General features: G+C 54.5%; 17 protein-coding genes and 1 pseudogene. 12 read left to right on the top strand and 6 right to left on the bottom strand.

The genetic code is table 11. The features are described 5' to 3' along the window. From Q7J88_RS00760 to Q7J88_RS00725, 8 genes and pseudogenes are all read left to right on the top strand, one after another. A pseudogene (locus tag Q7J88_RS00760) lies at nt 1-2,235 on the top strand (hypothetical protein); the annotation flags it as partial. A 336-nt stretch (nt 2,236-2,571) separates the two neighbouring features. Further along, nucleotides 2,572-3,594 carry a glycosyltransferase family 2 protein gene (locus tag Q7J88_RS00755; protein ID WP_303720243.1) on the top strand — a complete coding sequence of 341 codons (1,023 nt, stop codon included), beginning with the start codon at nt 2,572-2,574 and terminating at the stop codon, nt 3,592-3,594. Between the two features lie 107 nt (nt 3,595-3,701). Then, nucleotides 3,702-4,763, top strand: a complete 1,062-nt coding sequence (gene rfbB, locus Q7J88_RS00750; protein ID WP_303720242.1) for a dTDP-glucose 4,6-dehydratase — start codon at nt 3,702-3,704, stop codon at nt 4,761-4,763. 5 nt (nt 4,764-4,768) lie between these two features. Continuing rightward, nucleotides 4,769-5,644 (top strand): dTDP-4-dehydrorhamnose reductase, encoded by an 876-nt coding sequence (gene rfbD / locus Q7J88_RS00745; protein ID WP_303720241.1) that lies wholly within the window; start codon nt 4,769-4,771, stop codon nt 5,642-5,644. Nucleotides 5,645-5,652: 8 nt separating this feature from the next. Next, nucleotides 5,653-6,537, top strand: a complete 885-nt coding sequence (gene rfbA, locus Q7J88_RS00740) for a glucose-1-phosphate thymidylyltransferase RfbA (RefSeq protein ID WP_369681934.1) — start codon at nt 5,653-5,655, stop codon at nt 6,535-6,537. A gap of 31 nt (nt 6,538-6,568) precedes the next feature. Next, nucleotides 6,569-7,123 (top strand): dTDP-4-dehydrorhamnose 3,5-epimerase, encoded by a 555-nt coding sequence (gene rfbC, locus Q7J88_RS00735; protein ID WP_303720240.1) that lies wholly within the window; start codon nt 6,569-6,571, stop codon nt 7,121-7,123. Nucleotides 7,124-7,540: 417 nt separating this feature from the next. Beyond that, nucleotides 7,541-8,233, top strand: a complete 693-nt coding sequence (gene sfsA / locus Q7J88_RS00730; RefSeq protein ID WP_303720239.1) for a DNA/RNA nuclease SfsA — start codon at nt 7,541-7,543, stop codon at nt 8,231-8,233. Then, on the top strand, nt 8,234-9,493 hold the full coding sequence (locus tag Q7J88_RS00725) for a nucleotidyltransferase (RefSeq protein ID WP_303720238.1): 1,260 nt from the start codon (nt 8,234-8,236) through the stop codon (nt 9,491-9,493). Nucleotides 9,494-9,506: 13 nt separating this feature from the next. Here the strand turns inward: Q7J88_RS00725 and Q7J88_RS00720 are convergent, their stop codons facing one another. Continuing rightward, nucleotides 9,507-10,931, bottom strand: a complete 1,425-nt coding sequence (locus Q7J88_RS00720; RefSeq protein WP_303720237.1) for a hypothetical protein — start codon at nt 10,929-10,931, stop codon at nt 9,507-9,509. A gap of 217 nt (nt 10,932-11,148) precedes the next feature. Between Q7J88_RS00720 and Q7J88_RS00715 the strand changes: the two genes are divergently transcribed. From Q7J88_RS00715 to Q7J88_RS00705, 3 genes are read left to right on the top strand one after another with little or no spacing between them, the layout of a single operon-like run. After that, the gene (locus tag Q7J88_RS00715) at nt 11,149-12,102 is read left to right on the top strand and encodes an HlyD family secretion protein (RefSeq protein ID WP_303720236.1); all 954 of its coding nucleotides are present in this window, start codon (nt 11,149-11,151) and stop codon (nt 12,100-12,102) included. Between the two features lie 3 nt (nt 12,103-12,105). After that, nucleotides 12,106-13,038, top strand: coding sequence for an ABC transporter ATP-binding protein (locus Q7J88_RS00710; protein WP_303720235.1), 933 nt, complete (start codon nt 12,106-12,108; stop codon nt 13,036-13,038). Beyond that, nucleotides 13,031-14,176: an ABC transporter permease gene (locus tag Q7J88_RS00705; RefSeq protein WP_303720234.1), complete on the top strand. Its 1,146-nt coding sequence runs from the start codon at nt 13,031-13,033 to the stop codon at nt 14,174-14,176. The genes Q7J88_RS00710 and Q7J88_RS00705 overlap by 8 nt, the downstream gene beginning before the upstream one ends. 12 nt (nt 14,177-14,188) lie before the next feature. Here the strand turns inward: Q7J88_RS00705 and Q7J88_RS00700 are convergent, their stop codons facing one another. From Q7J88_RS00700 to Q7J88_RS00685, 4 genes are all read right to left on the bottom strand, one after another. After that, entirely contained in the window at nt 14,189-14,824 is a 636-nt protein-coding gene (locus Q7J88_RS00700) for a TPM domain-containing protein (protein WP_303720233.1), read from the bottom strand. Between the two features lies 1 nt (nt 14,825). Continuing rightward, nucleotides 14,826-15,551, bottom strand: coding sequence for a YgcG family protein (locus tag Q7J88_RS00695; RefSeq protein WP_303720232.1), 726 nt, complete (start codon nt 15,549-15,551; stop codon nt 14,826-14,828). After that, on the bottom strand, nt 15,551-16,132 hold the full coding sequence (locus Q7J88_RS00690; protein WP_303720231.1) for a LemA family protein: 582 nt from the start codon (nt 16,130-16,132) through the stop codon (nt 15,551-15,553). The genes Q7J88_RS00695 and Q7J88_RS00690 overlap by 1 nt, the downstream gene beginning before the upstream one ends. Before the next feature lie 76 nt (nt 16,133-16,208). Then, entirely contained in the window at nt 16,209-17,483 is a 1,275-nt protein-coding gene (locus Q7J88_RS00685; RefSeq protein ID WP_303720230.1) for a DNA recombination protein RmuC, read from the bottom strand. Nucleotides 17,484-17,623: 140 nt separating this feature from the next. Here Q7J88_RS00685 and Q7J88_RS00680 point away from each other — a divergent pair, with 140 nt between their 5' ends. After that, nucleotides 17,624-18,298: a YkgJ family cysteine cluster protein gene (locus tag Q7J88_RS00680; RefSeq protein ID WP_303720229.1), complete on the top strand. Its 675-nt coding sequence runs from the start codon at nt 17,624-17,626 to the stop codon at nt 18,296-18,298. Nucleotides 18,299-18,313: 15 nt separating this feature from the next. Here Q7J88_RS00680 and Q7J88_RS00675 read toward each other — a convergent pair whose 3' ends face one another. Further along, the gene (locus Q7J88_RS00675) at nt 18,314-18,676 is read right to left on the bottom strand and encodes a hypothetical protein (protein WP_303720228.1); all 363 of its coding nucleotides are present in this window, start codon (nt 18,674-18,676) and stop codon (nt 18,314-18,316) included. Nucleotides 18,677-18,841: the final 165 nt, after the last annotated feature.

The raw sequence follows: 18,841 nt of genomic DNA, 5'->3' as shown, positions 1-18,841 counted from the left end.
CGTACCCACACTGTTGCACAGGGTGCCGGTGATCTGTCCTACGACGCTCCGGGGCAGCAGTGCAGCAACTGTCACACCGGGGTAACTACCTGGGCTGGTATTGAAACCGAGCACAATGTCATCACCAACGGTGCCGGTGCCTGCGCGACCTGCCACAACAGCGCGCGTGCCGAGGTTATTACAGCCATTGCAAACGGCGCTAACCCGACCAACTGTCTGGATTGCCACTCGAGCAAGTACCTGACCGTTCACGGTAATCCTGATCACGTGGCCCTCGGCTACGTCACGGGTGGCGGCGGAAATATCCCGTGTCTGAACTGTCATACGACCGGTGATCCGGTGAACGGCACGGTCATGACCACGCACTTTGGCGAATGTGACAACTGCCATACGACTGTACCGAACCTGAAGGCAGGCATCCCGGCTGGCGGTGGTAACTGTGCTACCTGTCACACCACCAGCGCACACCACGATACCGTCCAGGCGCAGTACGGGGTCTGTGAGGCCTGCCACACCTGGCCGGCCGACGTGAACAGCACGCCGAAACAGATGGCTTGCCGCCAGTGCCATGGCGATACCCAGCACGGCAAGAACCCGAATGGTCCGATTCAGGACTTCCGGATCTGTATGGATTGCCACTCGACCGACGCAGATGGATCGATGCAGGGTTACTATTCAACCTTGCCGATTCCAGCAAACCCGGCGGTTCCGTTCCATGGCCAGCAGGTCAATGGTTCGGCACCCGAACCGATGGATGTCAATCCTCTGGCTGCTGGACGAGGAACGTTTAACCTGTTCTTCAGCCAGTGGGGCGGACGGACCTTGAACCGGCCTATTTATGATAGCCTGCCGAGTTCTGATCCTCTTTACCGGATTGGTGAGCGATATTCGTCTTCGACCTACAACTTGAATCAGAACCCGACGATCAGCTACAACATGACCCGGATCAATGAGAACGGAACGAACTACGATGTTCCAACCTTCAACGATATCGCAGCTGTGAACCTGCTGGATGTCTGTACCACCTGTCACATTGGCAACGCGGACTACAGCGCTCAGGTGGCTTGTGATAATACGACGTGGATCGCCCACAGCTCATCCGACCCGACTTACCATGTCAACCAGTCGGTCTTCGAGCTGGCCGAAACCACCTACATGGGTGCTACTTGTGCATCTCAGGTTCCCGATACGACGGCACCGACGGTGACAGCATTCAGCTTACCGGGCACCAGCGCTACTCCGATTCCGGTACTCAGTTTCAGTGCCAGCGATGACAAAGCTGTGACCGGTTACATGATCACCGAATCGCCTATCGCACCTGCAGCCGGTGCTGCCGGTTGGACCAGCAGTCCGCCGACATCCATCGACACTGGCAGCACCGGGCTGGTCACCTTCTATGCCTGGGCGAAAGACGCGGCCGGCAATGTCTCCACCAGTCTGAGTGCGATGGTCAACTCCACCGGTCCTGACACCACGGCACCGACGGTGACCGCGTTCAGCCTGCCAGCCAGCAGCACCTCGCCGATTACAGTGACCACCTTCACCGCAAGCGATGACACTGCTGTGGGTGGTTACATGATCACCGAATCGGTTACAGCACCGGCAGCAGGAGATGCTGGTTGGAGTGCGACTGTCCCGACTTCAATCACCACATCAAGCACAGGGAATACCACATTCTATGCTTGGGCCAAGGATGCTGCTGGGAATGTTTCGTCAAGCCAGAACGCAACGGTGGATGTCATCGTCAATAATTTTGAGCAGATAGATGACTTCAGCACCGGATTCGGCAACTGGAGCAATGTTACTGGGGATGATCGGGATTGGACCAGATTGTCGGGCAGCCCGCCATCCAGTAGCTCCGGTCCGAGCGGTGACCAGGGCGGCGATGGTTATTACGTCTATACCGAAACATCAAGTCCGGTTGCTAACGGAGACCTCTTCTACTTGGAGAGTAACGACCTGGATGCCGGAACCTATAGCCTGAACGTTTCCTTCTACTGGAATATGTACGGCGCTGATATGGGATCGCTGCATTTGGATGTCTGGAATGGTAGTTCCTGGAATCTGGATATCTGGACACGCAGTGGAAATAATGGCGACGTCTGGGTCCAGCAGAACATCGACCTAGCCGCTGCCGGCTATACCTCAGGAACGATCAAGTTGAGATTCCGCGGTGTTGCGGGTACTCCACGCAGCGATATGGCCGTGGATACGATCCGGATCTACAACAATTAATGGTCGATTTAGGAGAAGCCACGCTCCCCCGTTCGCGGGGAAGCAGACGATAGAACCAACAACAAAAGGAGAAAGCTGATGAAAAAGTACATGAAGCCGAAAGTGGTAGGGAGCAGCAACGTTCATCCCTGCTAAGGTAAAAAAAGAAAGGGCCGCTCGATCGAGCGGCCCTTCTTCGTTGCATTAGGTTGCGTTGCATTTATGATGATTTTATTTCTTTTGATTTGAAATTCCAGTAACATGGGATCCGCCGCAGTAACGGGAAGGGGTAGGAAGCCTGGAACTGTGTAGCATTTATGTCGAGCAAATTTATTAATGCCTGCCTGTGGGAACCCATTGAAACCTGCTGTTTCGATTATCATTGTCAACTGGAACGGACGCTCCAATTTGACAGACTGCCTAGAGAGTCTTGCGGCGCAAACCTTTCGCGATTTCGAGGTTGTCTTTGTCGACAACGGTTCTGTTGACGATTCGGTCGCTTTCGTCAAGGAACATTATCCTTGGGTCAAGTTGGTTCCCCTGGCCGAAAACACCGGGTTTGCGACCGGCAACAACCTTGGTTTCGAACAGGCGGCCGGTGATTTCATCGTGACCCTGAATAACGATACCAAGGTTGCGGAAAACTGGCTGGAAGCTCTGGTTGGTGCCGCCGACTCCAACCCTCGCGCTGGGATGGTTGGTTGCCGGATCTGTTCCTTTTATGAGCCCGATGTCATTGATTCGCTCGGCATGGGTATCTGTCCCGACGGCATGTCGCGAGGCATGTACCGTAACCGTCGCTGGTCAGAGATGTCTTTCCCCGCAACCATAGAGATTCTTTTCCCAAGTGCCTGCGCTGCCCTGTATCGAAGAGAGATGCTCTGTGAAATAGGTTTTTTTGATGATGATTTCTTTGCCTATGCCGAAGACTCCGATCTTGGCCTGAGGGGGAGATTGGCAGGATGGTCCGCAATCTTAGCTACAGAAGCTGTTGTTTACCATAAATACTCGCAGAGCAGCAGTAGTCTGTCTTCCTTCAAAGTCTATTGTGTCGAGCGGAATCATTACTGGGCAGCAGTGAAAAGCTTCCCGCCCAGTTTGCTGCTGGGACTGCCATATTTTACTCTGCTGCGCTATGTTGAACAGGCGAAGATCGTTTTTTCAGGAAAGGGAACAGGGGGGGAGTTTCGCGCTGGCGGCTCGCAGGGGGCGATCATCAAATCCCTGCTAAAAGCATTGTTTGATAGTGTTATCGGTGCGCCGCAGGTTTTTGCCAAACGCCAACGGATTATGAACAATAAACGCATGTCGTGGCAGGAATTTTCCCGCCTGCTGAAAAAGTATCGCATCAGTTTTCAGGAACTGCTCGATGTTGGTTGAGTCTAGCTTGCCGAATAGGGCCAGGTTTTATCTCGACAAGAAAAACTGGACAGGTTACATATCCCTAGTCAATATTGTTAGATAATCGTGAAAGGTTTGTTTCTTCTATGAAAAATGTACTTGTGACCGGAGGTTGTGGATTTATCGGTTCCAACTTCGTCCAGTTTGTTCTTTCGCAGTTAAAAGACTGTCGGTTGGTCAATCTCGACAAGCTGACTTATGCCGGGAACCTGAAGAACCTTGTGGAGATTGAAGACGATCCCTGTTATCGCTTTGTTCAAGGGGATATCTGCGACGCCGATTTGGTCAATCAGCTTTTTGCCGATGAGCAGATCGATACGGTTGTGCATTTCGCGGCTGAATCTCACGTCGATCGCAGTATCAGCGGGCCAGCCGCTTTTATCCAGACCAATATCGGTGGAACCTTTACCTTGCTGGAAGCTGCCCGTAACGCTTGGAACGGCTCTTTTGAGGGCAAGCGGTTTCTGCACGTTTCGACCGACGAGGTCTATGGTTCACTTGGTGATACCGGGCTGTTTACAGAGACCACGGCTTACGATCCCCGTTCCCCGTACTCGGCGTCGAAGGCTTCTTCCGACCATCTGGTCAGCGCCTATTACCACACCTACGGTTTGCCGACGCTTATGACGAACTGTTCTAACAACTACGGTCCTTACCATTTTCCGGAAAAACTGATTCCGTTGATTATCAACAATGCCCTCAACGGCAAGGACTTGCCGGTTTATGGCGATGGCAAAAACGTTCGTGATTGGCTCTACGTGAAGGACCACTGTGCTGCCATTCTAGCCGTTCTGCAAAAGGGTGAGGTTGGTCAGACCTACAATGTCGGGGGCAACAATGAGAAGCAGAACATCGAGATTGTCCAGAGCATCTGTGACATTCTGGATCAGAAAGTCGGGCTGCTTCCATCGGGGGAGTCACGTCGCAGCCTAATCAAGTTTGTTACTGATCGCCCCGGACATGACCGTCGCTATGCGATCGATGCGAGTAAAATAAAGAACCAGCTGGGCTGGGAACCCTCGGTGACGTTTGAAGAGGGAATCCTGATGACCGTCGACTGGTACTTGGCGAACCCCGAATGGGTTGCCTCGGTGGTTGACGGTTCGTATCGGGAATATTATCAGCAGCAGTATGGTGAAGAGGTTTAGCAGAAGTGGCTGCGAAAAAAAAACTTGCCCTCATTGGCGCCAACGGGATGTTGGGGAAGATGGTTCAACAGGTCGCTGCATCCGATTGGGAGATTTGTCCTCTCGACCTTCCTGACTTTGATGTTACGGATACTGATGCGGTGAATGCCGTGCTGGCGCATCTTCAACCGCAGCTCATCATCAATTGTGCGGCTTTTACCGATGTCGACGGTTGTGAGACACAGGAACCAGTCGCGACCAGAATCAATGGCGCGGGAGCGGGAAACCTGGCGCTGACAGCAAAGACTCTTGATGCAATCTTGGTACATGTTTCAACCGATTATGTTTTTTCCGGCAGTCAAACGGAGCCGTATTTGGAAACCGATGCGACAGGACCGCAATCTGCTTATGGTCGTTCCAAATTGGCTGGGGAAAGAGCGATAATTGATAGTGGCCTGGAAAAATATTTCATCATCCGCACCAGCTGGCTTTACGGTCCGGGAGGAAAGAACTTTGTCGAGACCATCATCCGTCTGGCAAAAGAGCGTGAGGACTTGGGGGTCATTGATGATCAAGTTGGCACGCCGACCTATACCTTCGATCTGGCGCAGGCGATTTTAAGCCTTGCTGGCAGTGATGCTTACGGTGTTTATCATTATTCTAACGAAGGACAGTGCAGCTGGTATGGGTTTGCGCAAGAGATTGTCAGACTAGCTGAGCAGGCTGGTGAGGCTCTGAAAATAGAGACCCTGCGCCCGATCGCAACCGAAGAATACCCGTTGCCGGCTACGCGCCCAGCCTATTCCGTTTTTTCCAAAGGCAAATTCAAGGCTGCAACAGGTAATGATGTTCCGCACTGGCAAACAAGCCTGACCCGGTACATGGAATTGCGCCGCAACTGAAGGAGGAAATGAACGTGCCCGGAATTAAAAAAGGAATTATTCTAGCCGGTGGTGCCGGAACCCGGCTCTATCCGCTGACACTGGTTGCCAGCAAGCAGCTACAGCCGATTTATGATAAGCCGATGATTTATTATCCGCTTTCCATACTGATGCAGGCTGGATTACAGGATATCCTGATCATCTCAACTCCTCAGGATACCCCGCGCTTCAAGACGCTGCTTGGCGATGGCAGTCGCTGGGGGATAAAACTCAGTTACGTCGTTCAACAGGAGCCGAAAGGGATCGCGCAGGCATTCCTGGTCGGTGAAGAGTTTGTTGATAACCAACCGGTTTGTCTGGTTCTGGGTGACAACATCTTTTATGGCAAAATGGGGCTCGACAAGATTTTCGCCGAATTTGATGGCGGCGCGCTCGTTTTCGGCTATCCGGTCAACGATCCTGAGCGTTATGGCGTCGTCGAGTTCGACGCTAATGGTTTGGCGATCGGTATTGAAGAGAAACCGGCCAAGCCGAAATCCCACTATGCCGTTCCGGGTCTTTATCTGTATGACGAAAAGGTCGTTGAACTAACCAAACAGTTGGCGCCATCTCCGAGGGGCGAACTTGAAATCACCGATTTGAATCTGGCCTATCTGAAGCGCAAGGAATTGATGGTGGAAAAGCTGGGGCGCGGCATCGCCTGGCTCGACACCGGCACGCACATGAGCTTGCTCGAAGCGAGCCACTTTATTGGCACGCTGGAGGCGCGGCAAGGGTTGAAGATTGCCTGTCTCGAGGAGGTTGCTTACCGGAAGGGTTTCATCGATCGGGAACAGTTCCAGCAGGTCATCGAGACGACGCCGAAGTCGAGCTATCGGGACTATTTGGAAGCAGTTCTACGGGGCGAGTATTAGACCAGTAACGGCTACTGCCAAAAGACAGATTATGAAGATTATCAAAACAGAAATCCCCGATGTGCTGATTGTTGAGCCTCAGGTATTTGGCGATCAGCGCGGTTTTTTTATGGAGAGTTTCAATCAGCGGCGCTGGGAAGAACTTACCGGTCTGCGGTGTCAGTTTGTACAGGACAACCATTCCCGTTCGGCACAAGGGGTGCTGCGTGGCCTGCATTACCAGATTAAACAACCGCAGGGGAAACTGGTTCGCGTGGTCAGTGGTACGGTGTTCGATGTGGCGGTCGACCTGCGGCAGGCGTCAGCGACCTTCGGAAAATGGGCTGGCTGTGAGCTTTCTTCAGAAAATTACCGCATGTTCTGGGTGCCGGAAGGCTTTGCGCACGGTTTTTTGGTGCTGAGTGAAACGGCCGATTTTTTGTACAAGACCACCGACTATTACGCTCCCGAGCATGAACAATGCATCCGCTGGGATGACCCGGATATCGGGATCGATTGGCCACTGGACTCTGCGCCGCTGCTATCGCAGAAGGATCAGGCAGGTGTGTCGCTGAAAGATGCCAAGGTTTATTCAGCAGGATTTTGACGAATACTGAGAGCCGCGAGAAGGATTAATGGGTTAGCGAAAAACGCTAACCCATTTTTTGTTTATCGTAAGGGAGGAGACAATCAGCCGTGCTGATATTTTCCCTGCAATGCTTTCTTGTTGCTCTTGCCGACGCTGCTTGCATCGCGAGGAATTTCCGCCAACTGTTTGTCGGGCACTTTCAGATCAACCAGAGGGGTGGGACGGTTGGACTTACAGGGGATAAGCTTAGGCAGACATGGTCCGTAGGATCAGGCCGCCGAGCATGAAGGGTTCCTTGAAGCAGGTTTGCTTCATTGAATTTCAGGTGGAAGAAATCAAAACTATACGGGGCGAGTTTGGCAAGAGCAAGGTTTGAAACTTGTCGCGGGTGATTTAGCCGGGCTAGAATGGGGACCGATTTAGCGGAGGAATCAAATGGAACTGCCTTCCCCCCTTTTTAAAGGGATTCTGCTGCGCCGTTATAAGCGCTTTTTCACCGACATCGAACTGGTCGACGGTAGGGTGGTGACGGCGCATACGCCGAATACCGGCAGTATGAAACAGTGCGCCATGGCCGGTCATCCAGTGCTGATCTCCAAAAGCGACGACCCCAAGCGGAAGCTGAAATACACCTTGGAGCTGATCCGGGTCGGTGATTATTGGGTCGATACCCACACCCAGCGCACCAACCGGGTGGTGGAAGAGGCGCTGCGTAACGGTTGGATCGAGGGATTGGAAAATTACGCAGTTACCCCGGAGTACAAGATTGGCGATAGCCGGATTGATTTTTTGTTGGCAAACGGTGACGAGCGGGTTCTGGTGGAGGTGAAGAACGTCACGTTGATCGAAGGGGAAACGACCGCCTGTTTCCCCGATGCTGTCACAACTCGCGGGCAGAAGCATTTGCGTGAACTACTGGATGCACGGCAGCAGGGTTACCGTGCGGTGATCTTTTTTCTGGTACAGCGCGGCGAAGCAACCGAGTTCTCTCCTGCCGACGACATTGATCCAGAATACGGTCGCCTGCTACGCGAAGTGGTAGCCGCCGGGGTTGAGGCGCTGGCCTATAAAACGGAGGTGAGTCCGGAGCGGAACCGGGTGGCGGTGCAGATTCCGGTGGTGCTCTAGATGCGCGCGGTTGGGCTGATTACCGAGTATAACCCGTTCCACAACGGCCACCTGCATCATCTGCGCGAGAGTTTAAAAGCTTCCGATGCCAGAGTCGCTGTCGCGGTGATGAGCGGTCATTTCCTGCAGCGGGGCGAGCCGGCCCTTATTGACAAATGGAGTCGCGCCGAAATGGCGCTGGCAGCCGGGGTCGATCTGGTCGTCGAGCTGCCGCTCCCTTGGGCCTGCAGCAGCGCGCCCGATTTTGCCCAGGGCGGAGTCCAGGCGTTGAATGCCCTCGGGCGGATCGATGCGCTCTGCTTCGGCAGCGAGAGCGGACAACTGCAGCCGTTGCGGAAGTGCGCTGAATTGTTGCTGAAGAAGAACGAGGACTTTGCAGAGCGAACCGCGCAGTTGCTGAGGGAAGGGATCAACTATCCCCAGGCACGCGCCAAGCTGTTGACCGAAAATTTGCCTGACATGCTGGACGCTGGCGCGTTAGCGGCGCCGAATAATATCCTTGGCATCGAATATCTCAAGGCGTTGCAGCGGACCGGCAGCTCGATCGAGCCGATGACAATTCAGCGGATCGGAGCCGGTTATCACGATACTGAGGTTGGGGAACGGAATATCGCCAGCGCTACCGGGATTCGCAGCCTGTTGGCTGCGGGGAAAGCAGTTGATGATCTGATCCCGGCGGAAGTGATTGGACCGCTACACGCCTGTTTGGCTGCCGGTGCGCGGTTTGTTGCTGACCGATACTTTGCCTTGTTGTTGGCGCAGATCCTGCGCGCCCCGGAACGCCTGGCAGAGTGCTGGCTGGTTGAAAATGGCATCGAAAACCGTTTACTCGAAGCGGCGGAAGTCGCTGGCGATCTGGAGGAGTTGATCGATACAATCAAAACCCGCCAGCTGACCCGAACCCGCATCCAACGAATGCTGGTCTCGATTCTGCTCGGGATCGACAAACCACTCGCTGTCGATCTGCTCGCGGCCGGACCTCGCTATCTGCACCTGCTTGGTGTGAGCGGAAAAGGAGAGCAATTCCTGGCGGAAACACGCAGGCAGCGCAGTATCCCGCTGGTACAGAATTTCTCGCGCGTTCATAGCCGGTTGAAGCGCTTCTACGGCATCGACACTTGTGGGCAGCGGTTGAGCCATCGCCAGCTGGAGCTTGAGCTGCGGGCGACCAAACTCTATTCCCTGCTGCAGACCACGTCGCCCGGTGGGTCGCGTAACCGTGATTTTTTTGAAGAGGTGCGAAGACCTCAGCAAAAGTAAATCGGTTGCCTGCCTATTGCCAGATTGCCAGTCTTTGTCGTTGCACGACGGCGAAGCGGGCAATGATCCGTTCCGAATCGTAGCTGTTGCTGATTCCGAGCAGGTCGTAAATCCCCCCATAGCGAATATCTCCACCCGCCAGGGCGCGACGGTCAGTATTGGCCATGATCATGTAGCCATCAAAGTGTGTCCAGATTTTTTGCTGCCCCCAGCCACGCTCCTGGCCGATCCGAAGGTGCAGGTCGGGGGGGATGCAGATCAATTTGAAGACACAAGGATCTAGCCCCAATTCGCCGCGAAGCAGGTCGTTCCCCTTCTCCAGCAGAATCGTTTCTATCTTGTTGCGACTGAGTAGATTGCGCCGCTTGATGCCGAGTGCTTCCAACAGTCCCGACGATGGTAGCTGAGTACCCGCCTCCGGTTCCGGGAAGTCTTCGACCAGCACGTCTTCGGCGAGCATGTTGGGCAGAAACCGAACTCCGCAGGAATTGATGAAGGGATGGACGGCAAACAGCTGAATACGCGATTTCAGGGCTTCCGGCAGGTTGCTTGGCAGATGCAGATCCGGAACCTGCAGCACGTTGTGGTGATTGCCTTGCATATCGGAATAGGTCGGATGCCAGGCGAAACGGCAATAAGGCGCGTATTCCTTTTTCCGACAAGGAGCGGAGCAGAGCTCCAGATCAAGCGCGTTGGCATTTTTCAGCACCTTTGGTGAAAACTCGAAGCGGTAATCATCCGGTAATTTATGCACCCCGCCCAACAGGTCGGAAGCGGGTGTTGATGGTTCGCTGCTGGCGGAAAAGTGCGACAATTTTGTCGCCAGTGTCGCCAGCCGCCCCATGTCGTTGCTGGCCAGCGCTTCAGCTGCCTCTTCTTCCAGCGCAGCTTCAGAGACCGGTTGTAGCGAGTCGAGGCTGTCTGTGTTGATCGTCAAATTTTTAAAGATCGCCAAACGGCTGGCGTAGAAGTCTTGCCAATCCTGATCGTGTCGGGAGAGTTCCTGCAGACTCTGGATTGCTTCAGCTCGCAAACCCGGAAGGTTTTTTGAAGAAAAACCGGCAATCTTGTGCATGCCGGGGGAAAACGGATCGATCGGTGTATCGTGATAGTCGAACAGCTTACCAGCGTACTCATCCAGTACTTTTTTTTCTTCGATCTCTTCCTGCAAGCTTTTATAGCGTTTGCTCAGATCCTGTACCTCTTGCCAGTTGCCACGGTTCATGGCGTTGCGGATCTGGTTGGGCAGGCTGGCTTCGCTGGTGCGCAGCCGCTTCATGGTTTGATGCTCGTCGGGCGAAAATTGTCGGCCTAGACAGTATCGGGCCCGTTGCAGATAGATATCGCGATAGAGGGTGTCCGCTCGACCCAAGTTAAAAAAGTGAGGCAGCAGCTCGTGCAGTGTGACAGTCTTGCCGCTCCGGTCTCGTCCGATCATAATCATTCTCCTTCTGCCTATCCGAACCGTTTCTGGCAACAGGATTTTCTTTCTAAAAGGTAGCTTATCCGCAGGAAAAGACAAGGGTGGCAAGAACAGTGGTCGATTGACTATCACTGGCCGGGCGATAAAGTTGATATGATTGATTTTTTTACTCAAAGGGACACTGTCGGGTATGAAAAACTGTCACGGTAAAATAATGCAATGGATGCCACTTGTGAAGTGTCTGCTCGGGATAATTCTGCTGTTGGGAGCAGCAGTTTTATGCGGTTGCCAAAAAGAAGTCGATCCGGTTTTTCAGGGCTATGTCGAAGGGGAATTCGTTTTGGTGGCTGCCCCGCTGGCCGGGCACCTGGAGGTTTTGACCGTCCAACGGGGTGAGTATGTGGCGGGTGGGACGCCGCTGTTTGTGCTCGAGCAGGCGCAGGAACAGACCGCCGTTGAGATTTCTGAACGGGATCTGCAACGAGTAAAGAGTCGACTGGATGACCTGCAGAAAGGGCAGCGGCCGAGCGAATTGCAGGAACTGGCTGCGCGGGTCGAAAAGGCCCAGGCCGGTCTCGAACTGGCTCGCAAGGAGTTCGAACGACGTCAACGACTTTTAGAAACGCAGACCATTTCGGTAGAAGAGTTCGAGCGCGCTCGAACCGATTCCCAGCGAGCTAAATCCGCGTTGGAGGAAATGCAGGCGGTTTACGCGACCGCAAAACTGGGAGCGCGCAGCGATACCATCGCCGCAGCGCAGGCTGAACTGGCAGCGGCACGCGGACGGGTTGAACAGGCCCGTTGGGCGCTGGAGCAGAAAACAAAGACTGCCCCGGAGGCGGCTCTGGTCGAGGATACCTTCTATCGGGTCGGTGAGTTTGTTCCCGCCGGTTACCCTGTGGTCAGCCTGCTGCCGGCCGCGAATATCAAACTGCGATTTTTCGTCCCAGAACCGCAACTCGGAACCCTCTCTTTGGGGCAGGCGATTGCTGTTTCTTACGATGGCAGCGACGGCTCGTTGCCAGCCACCATCTCCTTTATCTCGACGCAGGCCGAATACACCCCGCCGGTTATCTTCAGCCGTGAAACTCGTTCTAAGTTGGTGTTCATGGTCGAAGCCCGTCCCGACCCGGCTGTCGCGAAACGTCTGCATCCCGGCCAGCCGGTCGATATCCGTCTGGAGTAGAAAATGCGTGAGGTCGTTCCGGTTATCGAGGTAGAGGGACTCAGCAAGGTGTTTTCCGGCAAGACCGTGGTAAACCAGCTCTCGCTGCGGGTGGAGAAGGGGGAAATATACGGCTTCCTCGGCCCCAACGGCAGCGGCAAGACCACCTTCATGCGGATGCTCTGCGGTCTGTTGCAGCCGGATGCGGGCAGCGGTACCTGCCTCGGTCACGATCTGCTGAGCGAGGTCGAACAGATCCGTTCGCGCATCGGCTACATGGCTCAGCACTTCAGTCTCTACGATGATCTGAGCGTAAGGGAGAATCTCGATTTCATGGCCCGCATCTACGCCGTTCCGAAACGGCGCCAGGTTTTGGCTGAGACGATCGAGCGGATGGGGTTGGGCCCGTTTGTCGGGCAGCTGGCTGGAACTCTCTCCGGTGGGTGGAAGCAGCGGCTGGCGCTAGCCGCCTGCCTGCTGCATGAACCGGAACTACTGCTGCTGGACGAGCCGACCGCCGGGGTCGACCCGATGGCGCGACGTGATTTCTGGGAACAAATCTACTCCCTGACTGCCCAAGGGATCAGCGCCCTAATCAGCACCCATTATATGGATGAAGCAGAACGCTGCAACCGGGTCGCCTACCTAGCTTACGGAAATCTGCTGACGTCCGGTACAGCCGAGGAGGTGATCAGTGCCGCCGGGCTTTCCGTCTGGTCGGCAACCGGGTTGGGGATACAGGAACTTGCAAGTCATCTCAAAGGATTACCCGGCATTGAGCTGACCATCCCGTTTGGCAACAACCTGCATGTCTGCGGAACCGACCCTGAGCAACTGGAGCAAAGCCTGCGACCCTTTTTTGCCGCAAGCCGGTACCGTTGGGAAAAGCAGGAGAGCGGTTTGGAGGAGGTGTTTATCAGTCTGATGAGCAGGCGACTGGAGAACGACGATGGCTAGGAGTAAGAGCAGATTTTCCCTGGGGAGGTTCTGGGCCATGGTCAGCAAGGAGTTTTTGCAGATGCGCCGCGACCGGATCACATTTGCCATGATGCTCGGTATCCCGGTGCTGCAGATGATACTGTTCGGCTTTGCCATCAACTCCGACCCGCGGCATCTGCCGACCGCCATCCTCTCGGCAGACAACAGCGTTTTTTCACGGCGTATCGTTGCCGCCATGCAGAACAGCAACTATTTTCAGGTGGTAAAGACGGTTTCCCGGGAAAGTGAGGCCAAGCGGCTGATCGATACCGGCGAGGTGCAGTTCGTGTTGAGCATTCCGGAACAGTTTTCCCGGCGGCTGGTGCGGGGAGAGCAGCCGACCCTGCTGCTGACGGCCGATGCGACCGACCCCGCAGCGACCAGCAACGCGCTGACCGCTTTCCGCATTTTTGCCGAGGCAGCGCTGGCGAGCGAATTCCGTGGCCCGCTCAGTTACCTGCAAGGGACAGTTGCGCCGTTGCAGGTAACTGTTCACCCGCGTTTTAACCCCGAGGCGAACACCCGCTACAATATCGTCCCCGGCCTGATGGGGGTGGTGCTGACCATGACCCTGGTGATCATTACTGCCCTGGCGATTACCCGTGAGAGAGAGCGCGGTACCATGGAGAATTTGCTCTCGACGCCGGTGCGGCCGCTTGAGATGATGGTCGGCAAGATTATCCCCTATATCATTGTCGGCTATCTGCAGATGGGGTTTGTGCTGCTGGCAGCGCATTATCTGTTTCAGGTGCCTCTGTCAGGGAACTTGTTACTGCTATTGGTTGTTTCGCTACTGTTTATCGCCGCGAATCTGGGGGTAGGACTGACCTTCTCGACCCTGGCACGCAATCAGCTGCAGGCGATGCAGATGGCATTCTTCTTTTTTCTCCCCTCGATTCTACTCTCCGGTTTCATGTTTCCGTTCCGGGGCATGCCACGCTGGGCGCAATATATCGGCGAGGTTCTGCCGTTGACCCACTATCTGCGGATTGTGCGCGGGATTCTGCTGAAGGGAAACGGACTCACCGAGATCCTGCCGAACCTCTGGCCGATCGCACTTTTTCTACTGTTTGCGTTGTCGATCGGCCTGAAGAGATTCCGCAAGACGCTCGATTGAGCAGGACGCTACCTAGTTTCCTTCGATAATCAAGTTCGGCAGTTCGTTGGTATCGTCCGCTTTGATCGGGAAATGTTCCTGCAACAACTCACCACAACGTGTTACCGCTTGGCAGGTGGCATCGCAGGCGGCGTCGGATTTCAATCCGGCAGTTATGATGGCGACAATTTCTTCCCAGGTGTTTTCAGGCACCTTGGCATTGATCCCGCTATCCGCCAGTACCTGGACCCGGCGCTCGAAGAGGGAAATCAGGATGAGGATGCCGGTTTTGTCGCGGGTTTCATGCAGCCCCTGTTCGACAAAACTGACCAGCGCTTTTTCCCGGACTTCGACATCGAACTCTACCGGATTGACCAATTTTCTCTTCAAGGAAGGCAGATTGCGGATTAGCTGAACGGAAATGAAGTAGACGACAATAGCGACCGGCAGAAACCACCAGATCGATTCGTGGCCGATCGCCCAGCTGACAAACAGACCGGCCGCCAGTGCCATCATGCCGCCGCCGATCAGTTCGGCGCGAGGATAGTCGTACGATTCCTCGACCACCATCGGCACGATTTCGCCGCTGGTTTTGCTCTCGGCCATTTTGACCGCTGATTCGATCCGCTGTTTTTCCTTTGCGGTAAAAAAGTCTGCAGCTGTTTTCATCTTACCAACCTCCAGAGGCTCCACCGCCTCCACCTCCGCCGCCGCCACCGGAAAAACCTCCTCCTCCGATGCCGCCGCCACCGAAACCTCCACCGATAAAGGGTCCGCCAACATAAAAACCACGCCGCCGATGGAACCCGCGGCGACGACCGCCGAGGCGGGCAAGCAGGGGACCACCGAAAAACAGCAGCGGGAGGAGGAAGCCGAAGGGATGTTTGTTTTTCTTCTGGCCGGTGGTGCGACCGGTACCGGTGTATTCACCGCGGACCGCTTCGGCCATGCCGACGACTCCGGCAATCACGCCGCCGTCAAAATCACCCTGTTTGAAGCGGGGTGTGATTTCGTTGTCGATAATCCGCCCGGCCAGCAGGTCGGTCAGGCGTCCCTCCAACCCGTAGCCGACTTCGATGCGGATTTTTCGTTCCGCTTTGGCAATGAGCAACAGGGCTCCGTTGTCTTTTTCCTTCTGTCCGACGCCCCAGGTTTCCAGCACGCGCAGGGCGTAGTCCTCCAATACTTCACCGTCCAGGGTCGGGATGGTCAGTACCACGATCTGGGTCGAGTCGCTCTTTTCGAACTCGCGCAGAAACTGTTCCAGTTTTAGCTTGCTCGTTTGGCTCAGCAGCCCGGCGCTGTCGTTGACATACCCTTTTGCCTGGGGAATATCGAGGGATGCTGCCGGTGCGCAGAGCGACACCAGCAGCAGGAAAGCGGCTAGATAACGCATCAGAACTGGACTTTCGGCGCGGTTGCGGCACCGGCTTCCGCTTTGAACGGTTCTTTCCGTTCCAGGTGAAGCAGGAAGCTATTGGTCAGGTTGTTCGGAAAGGTGCGGATCGAACTGTTGAAGTTTTGAACCGCCTGATTGTAGCGCTGGCGGGCGACGTTGATTCGGTTCTCGGTTCCTTCCAGTTGGTGCTGCAGGTCGCGGAAGTTGGCGCTCGCTTTCAGGTCAGGGTAGCGTTCGGCAACGACCAGCAACCGCGACAGGGCGCCGGAGAGTTCGCCCTGGGCCTGCTGAAATTGCTGCATGGCGGCAACATCCCCCAGCTTGTCCGTGGAGATGTTCATCTGTCCGACCTTGGCGCGGGCGTTGGTGACACCAAGTAGGGTGTCCTTTTCGTGGGCAGCATAGGCTTTGATGGTTTCCACTAGGTTGGGGATCAGGTCGGCGCGACGCTGGTAGGTCGCTTCGACATCGGCCCAAGCGGCAAAGACCGCTTCTTCGTTTTTCTGAATCTGGTTGTAGCCGCAACTGTTCAACAGCAGCAGACAGCTGAAAAGGATCAGGACAAGACGGATATGCATATTTTTCTCCTGAATTTTCGCATGCAAAGGATTAAACGGAATAAAAAGTTTAGCAAAAAAAGCTGGCCAAGGGGAGTCATTCCGGTAACTGAGGTGGACGCGGCATTTTCTCCAACTGCTCGAGTGCTTCAACTTCCTTGCTGCTACCGGTGCCCAGTTCCTTGAATTTGCGCGCTGAAACCAGTACGCGGCTATCGAGGGAGGCAATCCCTTTGTTGTAGCTTTCCACCGCACGCTCCAGCCCTTTGCCCATCTGACTGAAATAACCACTCAGGGTTGCCAGTCGGTCGTATAGTTCACGACCCAGTTTGCTGATCTGCTCGGCGTTTTCGGTTAACTGCTCCTGCTGCCAGCCGTAGGCGACCGAGCGGAGCAGGGCGATCAGCGTGGTCGGGGTGGCCAGCAACACTTTCTGGTCAACGCCGGCTTCGATCAGGCTCGGATCCTGGCCGAGGGCAGCGGAAAAGAAGGTTTCCCCCGGCAAAAACAGGACGACAAATTCCGGCGTTGGCTGGAACTGTTCCCAGTAATTTTTCGCCGAGAGTTTCTGCAGGTGATCGCGGATCTGTCGGGCGTGGTGTTGCAGATGAGATTTCCGCTCGGTTTCGTTCTCCGTTTCCAACGATTCCAGATAGGCTTGTAGCGGTGCTTTCGAGTCGACGACAATGTTACGGCCATTCGGCAGTTTGACGATCATGTCGGGGCGCAAACGCCCTCCATCGGCCGATTCCTGCTCGACAAAATCGCAGTATTTGACCATCCCGGCCATCTCCACTACCTTACGCAGCTGAATTTCCCCCCATCGACCGCGTACTGCAGGAGCGCGCAGGGCACGGACCAGATTGCCGGTTTCAGTTTCCAGCTTCGTCTGGCTGCCGAGCAGCGATTTTAATTGTTGGTCCAGACGGGCATAGGCGCCGGTGCGTGCTTTCTCCAACTGTTCAATCTTGCTGTCGACCTTCTGCAACGAATCTCCCAGCGGTTTGACCAGTTGCAGGATTGCCTGTTGACGGTTTTCCAGATCCCCGGAGGCTTGTTTTTGATAAGCGTCGAGGGTGGTCTTCGCAAGATCGAGAAACGTCTGATTGTTGGTAGCTAGAGCTTCTGCGGATAAGGCACGGAAGCTCTGCGCGGTCAGTTGTCGGTTTTCTTCCAGCAGCATCAGCTTTTCGCCGGTTGCTTTACGTTCAGCACTTAACTCGGCATCAAGCGCAGCCAGTTTTTGCAGCGATTGCTCCCGTTCGGATTGGCTGCGTCGTGTGGTCAGTTGACTACCGATCAAATAGCCGCAAAGCAGTCCGAACAGTAAACACGCAGCAAGAATGATCCAGCTTTCAACGGGCAGGTTCACGTTTTCTATCCTCTGGAAAGTTCAGGTAAGGCTCCTGCACGATAGCAGAGCACCGCAGCATCGACAAGAGTCGGTTTGCCTGTTCTGGTTATTTCGCTAGAATTGGTCGTAATTGTGTTTTGGTTTTTGGAGGTTTGTCTATGGAGTCCTTTGATCTTCTGCAGTATCAGCAAAGAGTCGGTGAAAGTATTGTCGAAGTTTGTCGGGAGCAGACATCGTTCGATCCTGTTCAGGTTCAACTACGGTTTTGGGCCGAGGACGCAGAAAAGCTGCTCAAGCAGCATCCGGGGGATCGTTCGCAGATCGCCTGCGGACCTGGGTGTTGCAGTTGCTGCGTGATAAATGTGGCGATACTGCTGCCGGAAGGGTTCGCCATCGTGCGTTATCTTAAGCAGCAAGAGAGGGAACACGTGGCTGAGCGTTTGGAAGATCTTTGGCGGCAAGTACGTGGTCTGGATGATGATGAGCGTTTGTTTGTGCAGCGTAGTTGCGCGTTTCTCGATGAAGATGGCAACTGTAGTGTCTATCCGGTGCGACCGTTGTTGTGCCGCAGTGTGACCTCAACCTGTTCCAACAGTTGTCGTGAAGCGCTAAACAGCAAATTTTTGGGTGAAGAAAAAGCCGTCTTGATGCATCAGTTTCAGCAGGGACTGTACGAAGGGCTCTTTTCAGGGGTTGCCGCAGGGCTTGAGATTAGTGGACTGGATGGACGCAGTTACCCGCTGGCGGGTCTGGTGCGTTATCTTCTGCAAGATTCCGAGTTTGAAACGGCTTGGCTTGAAGGGCATCGATTGACTTGGAAGGATATTTACTGAAATACAACGGAATGCTCAGGTGTAACCGAAATAAAGTCCCAAGCCGGCCAGCGAGAGCACCAGGCAGACGACCTGGGTGGCGCGTATATAATCACCTTTGCGCTTCAACCGCTTGCAGTTAAGGATCAACCCGACGATGCTGGTCAAACCGCTGAGTGCCAGCATGATGGCGATATAGTCGACCATTACCATGTCCCAGTACGGACGGCGATAAACGTTGACCATGTAAAAACGATCGAAAAAGGTGATCGCTTCCGGTTTAGCAACTGCCGCAATGCAAATCGCGGTAAACAGGCCGATAGCCGCGATGCCATTTGCCCAGGCGATAAATCTCATCAGTGGATCATTGCTATTGCGGCGATCAGGATAGAAACTCATAAAAAAATCTTTTAGACTAATTTCCGGTTCGGCTGAAATATATGCTAGGATAACGGGAAAAATCTCCAGCATTTAAGGTAAAATTGACACATGGCTGAGAATAGCGGAAATAAAACCAAAACTGTGGTCAAAACCGAAGAGCAGGTGACAACTCCCTCTCTTTTC

This window comes from Malonomonas rubra, assembly GCF_003247215.1.
Lineage (GTDB): Bacteria > Desulfobacterota > Desulfuromonadia > Desulfuromonadales > Geopsychrobacteraceae > Malonomonas > Malonomonas rubra_A.
Note: the sequence above shows the minus strand (reverse complement) of the source record. Positions and strands in the feature narration are given on the sequence as shown.

Coding starts and splice junctions, on each gene's coding strand:
- rfbB (WP_303720242.1), top strand. CDS start 3,702: ATGAAAAATGTACTTGTGACCGGAGGTTGTGGATTTATCGGTTCCAAC.
- rfbA (WP_369681934.1), top strand. CDS start 5,653: ATGAACGTGCCCGGAATTAAAAAAGGAATTATTCTAGCCGGTGGTGCC.
- rfbC (WP_303720240.1), top strand. CDS start 6,569: ATGAAGATTATCAAAACAGAAATCCCCGATGTGCTGATTGTTGAGCCT.
- sfsA (WP_303720239.1), top strand. CDS start 7,541: ATGGAACTGCCTTCCCCCCTTTTTAAAGGGATTCTGCTGCGCCGTTAT.
- Q7J88_RS00725 (WP_303720238.1), top strand. CDS start 8,234: ATGCGCGCGGTTGGGCTGATTACCGAGTATAACCCGTTCCACAACGGC.
- Q7J88_RS00720 (WP_303720237.1), bottom strand. CDS start 10,931: ATGATCGGACGAGACCGGAGCGGCAAGACTGTCACACTGCACGAGCTG.
- Q7J88_RS00710 (WP_303720235.1), top strand. CDS start 12,106: ATGCGTGAGGTCGTTCCGGTTATCGAGGTAGAGGGACTCAGCAAGGTG.
- Q7J88_RS00705 (WP_303720234.1), top strand. CDS start 13,031: ATGGCTAGGAGTAAGAGCAGATTTTCCCTGGGGAGGTTCTGGGCCATG.
- Q7J88_RS00700 (WP_303720233.1), bottom strand. CDS start 14,824: ATGAAAACAGCTGCAGACTTTTTTACCGCAAAGGAAAAACAGCGGATC.
- Q7J88_RS00695 (WP_303720232.1), bottom strand. CDS start 15,551: ATGCGTTATCTAGCCGCTTTCCTGCTGCTGGTGTCGCTCTGCGCACCG.
- Q7J88_RS00690 (WP_303720231.1), bottom strand. CDS start 16,132: ATGCATATCCGTCTTGTCCTGATCCTTTTCAGCTGTCTGCTGCTGTTG.
- Q7J88_RS00680 (WP_303720229.1), top strand. CDS start 17,624: ATGGAGTCCTTTGATCTTCTGCAGTATCAGCAAAGAGTCGGTGAAAGT.
- Q7J88_RS00675 (WP_303720228.1), bottom strand. CDS start 18,676: ATGAGTTTCTATCCTGATCGCCGCAATAGCAATGATCCACTGATGAGA.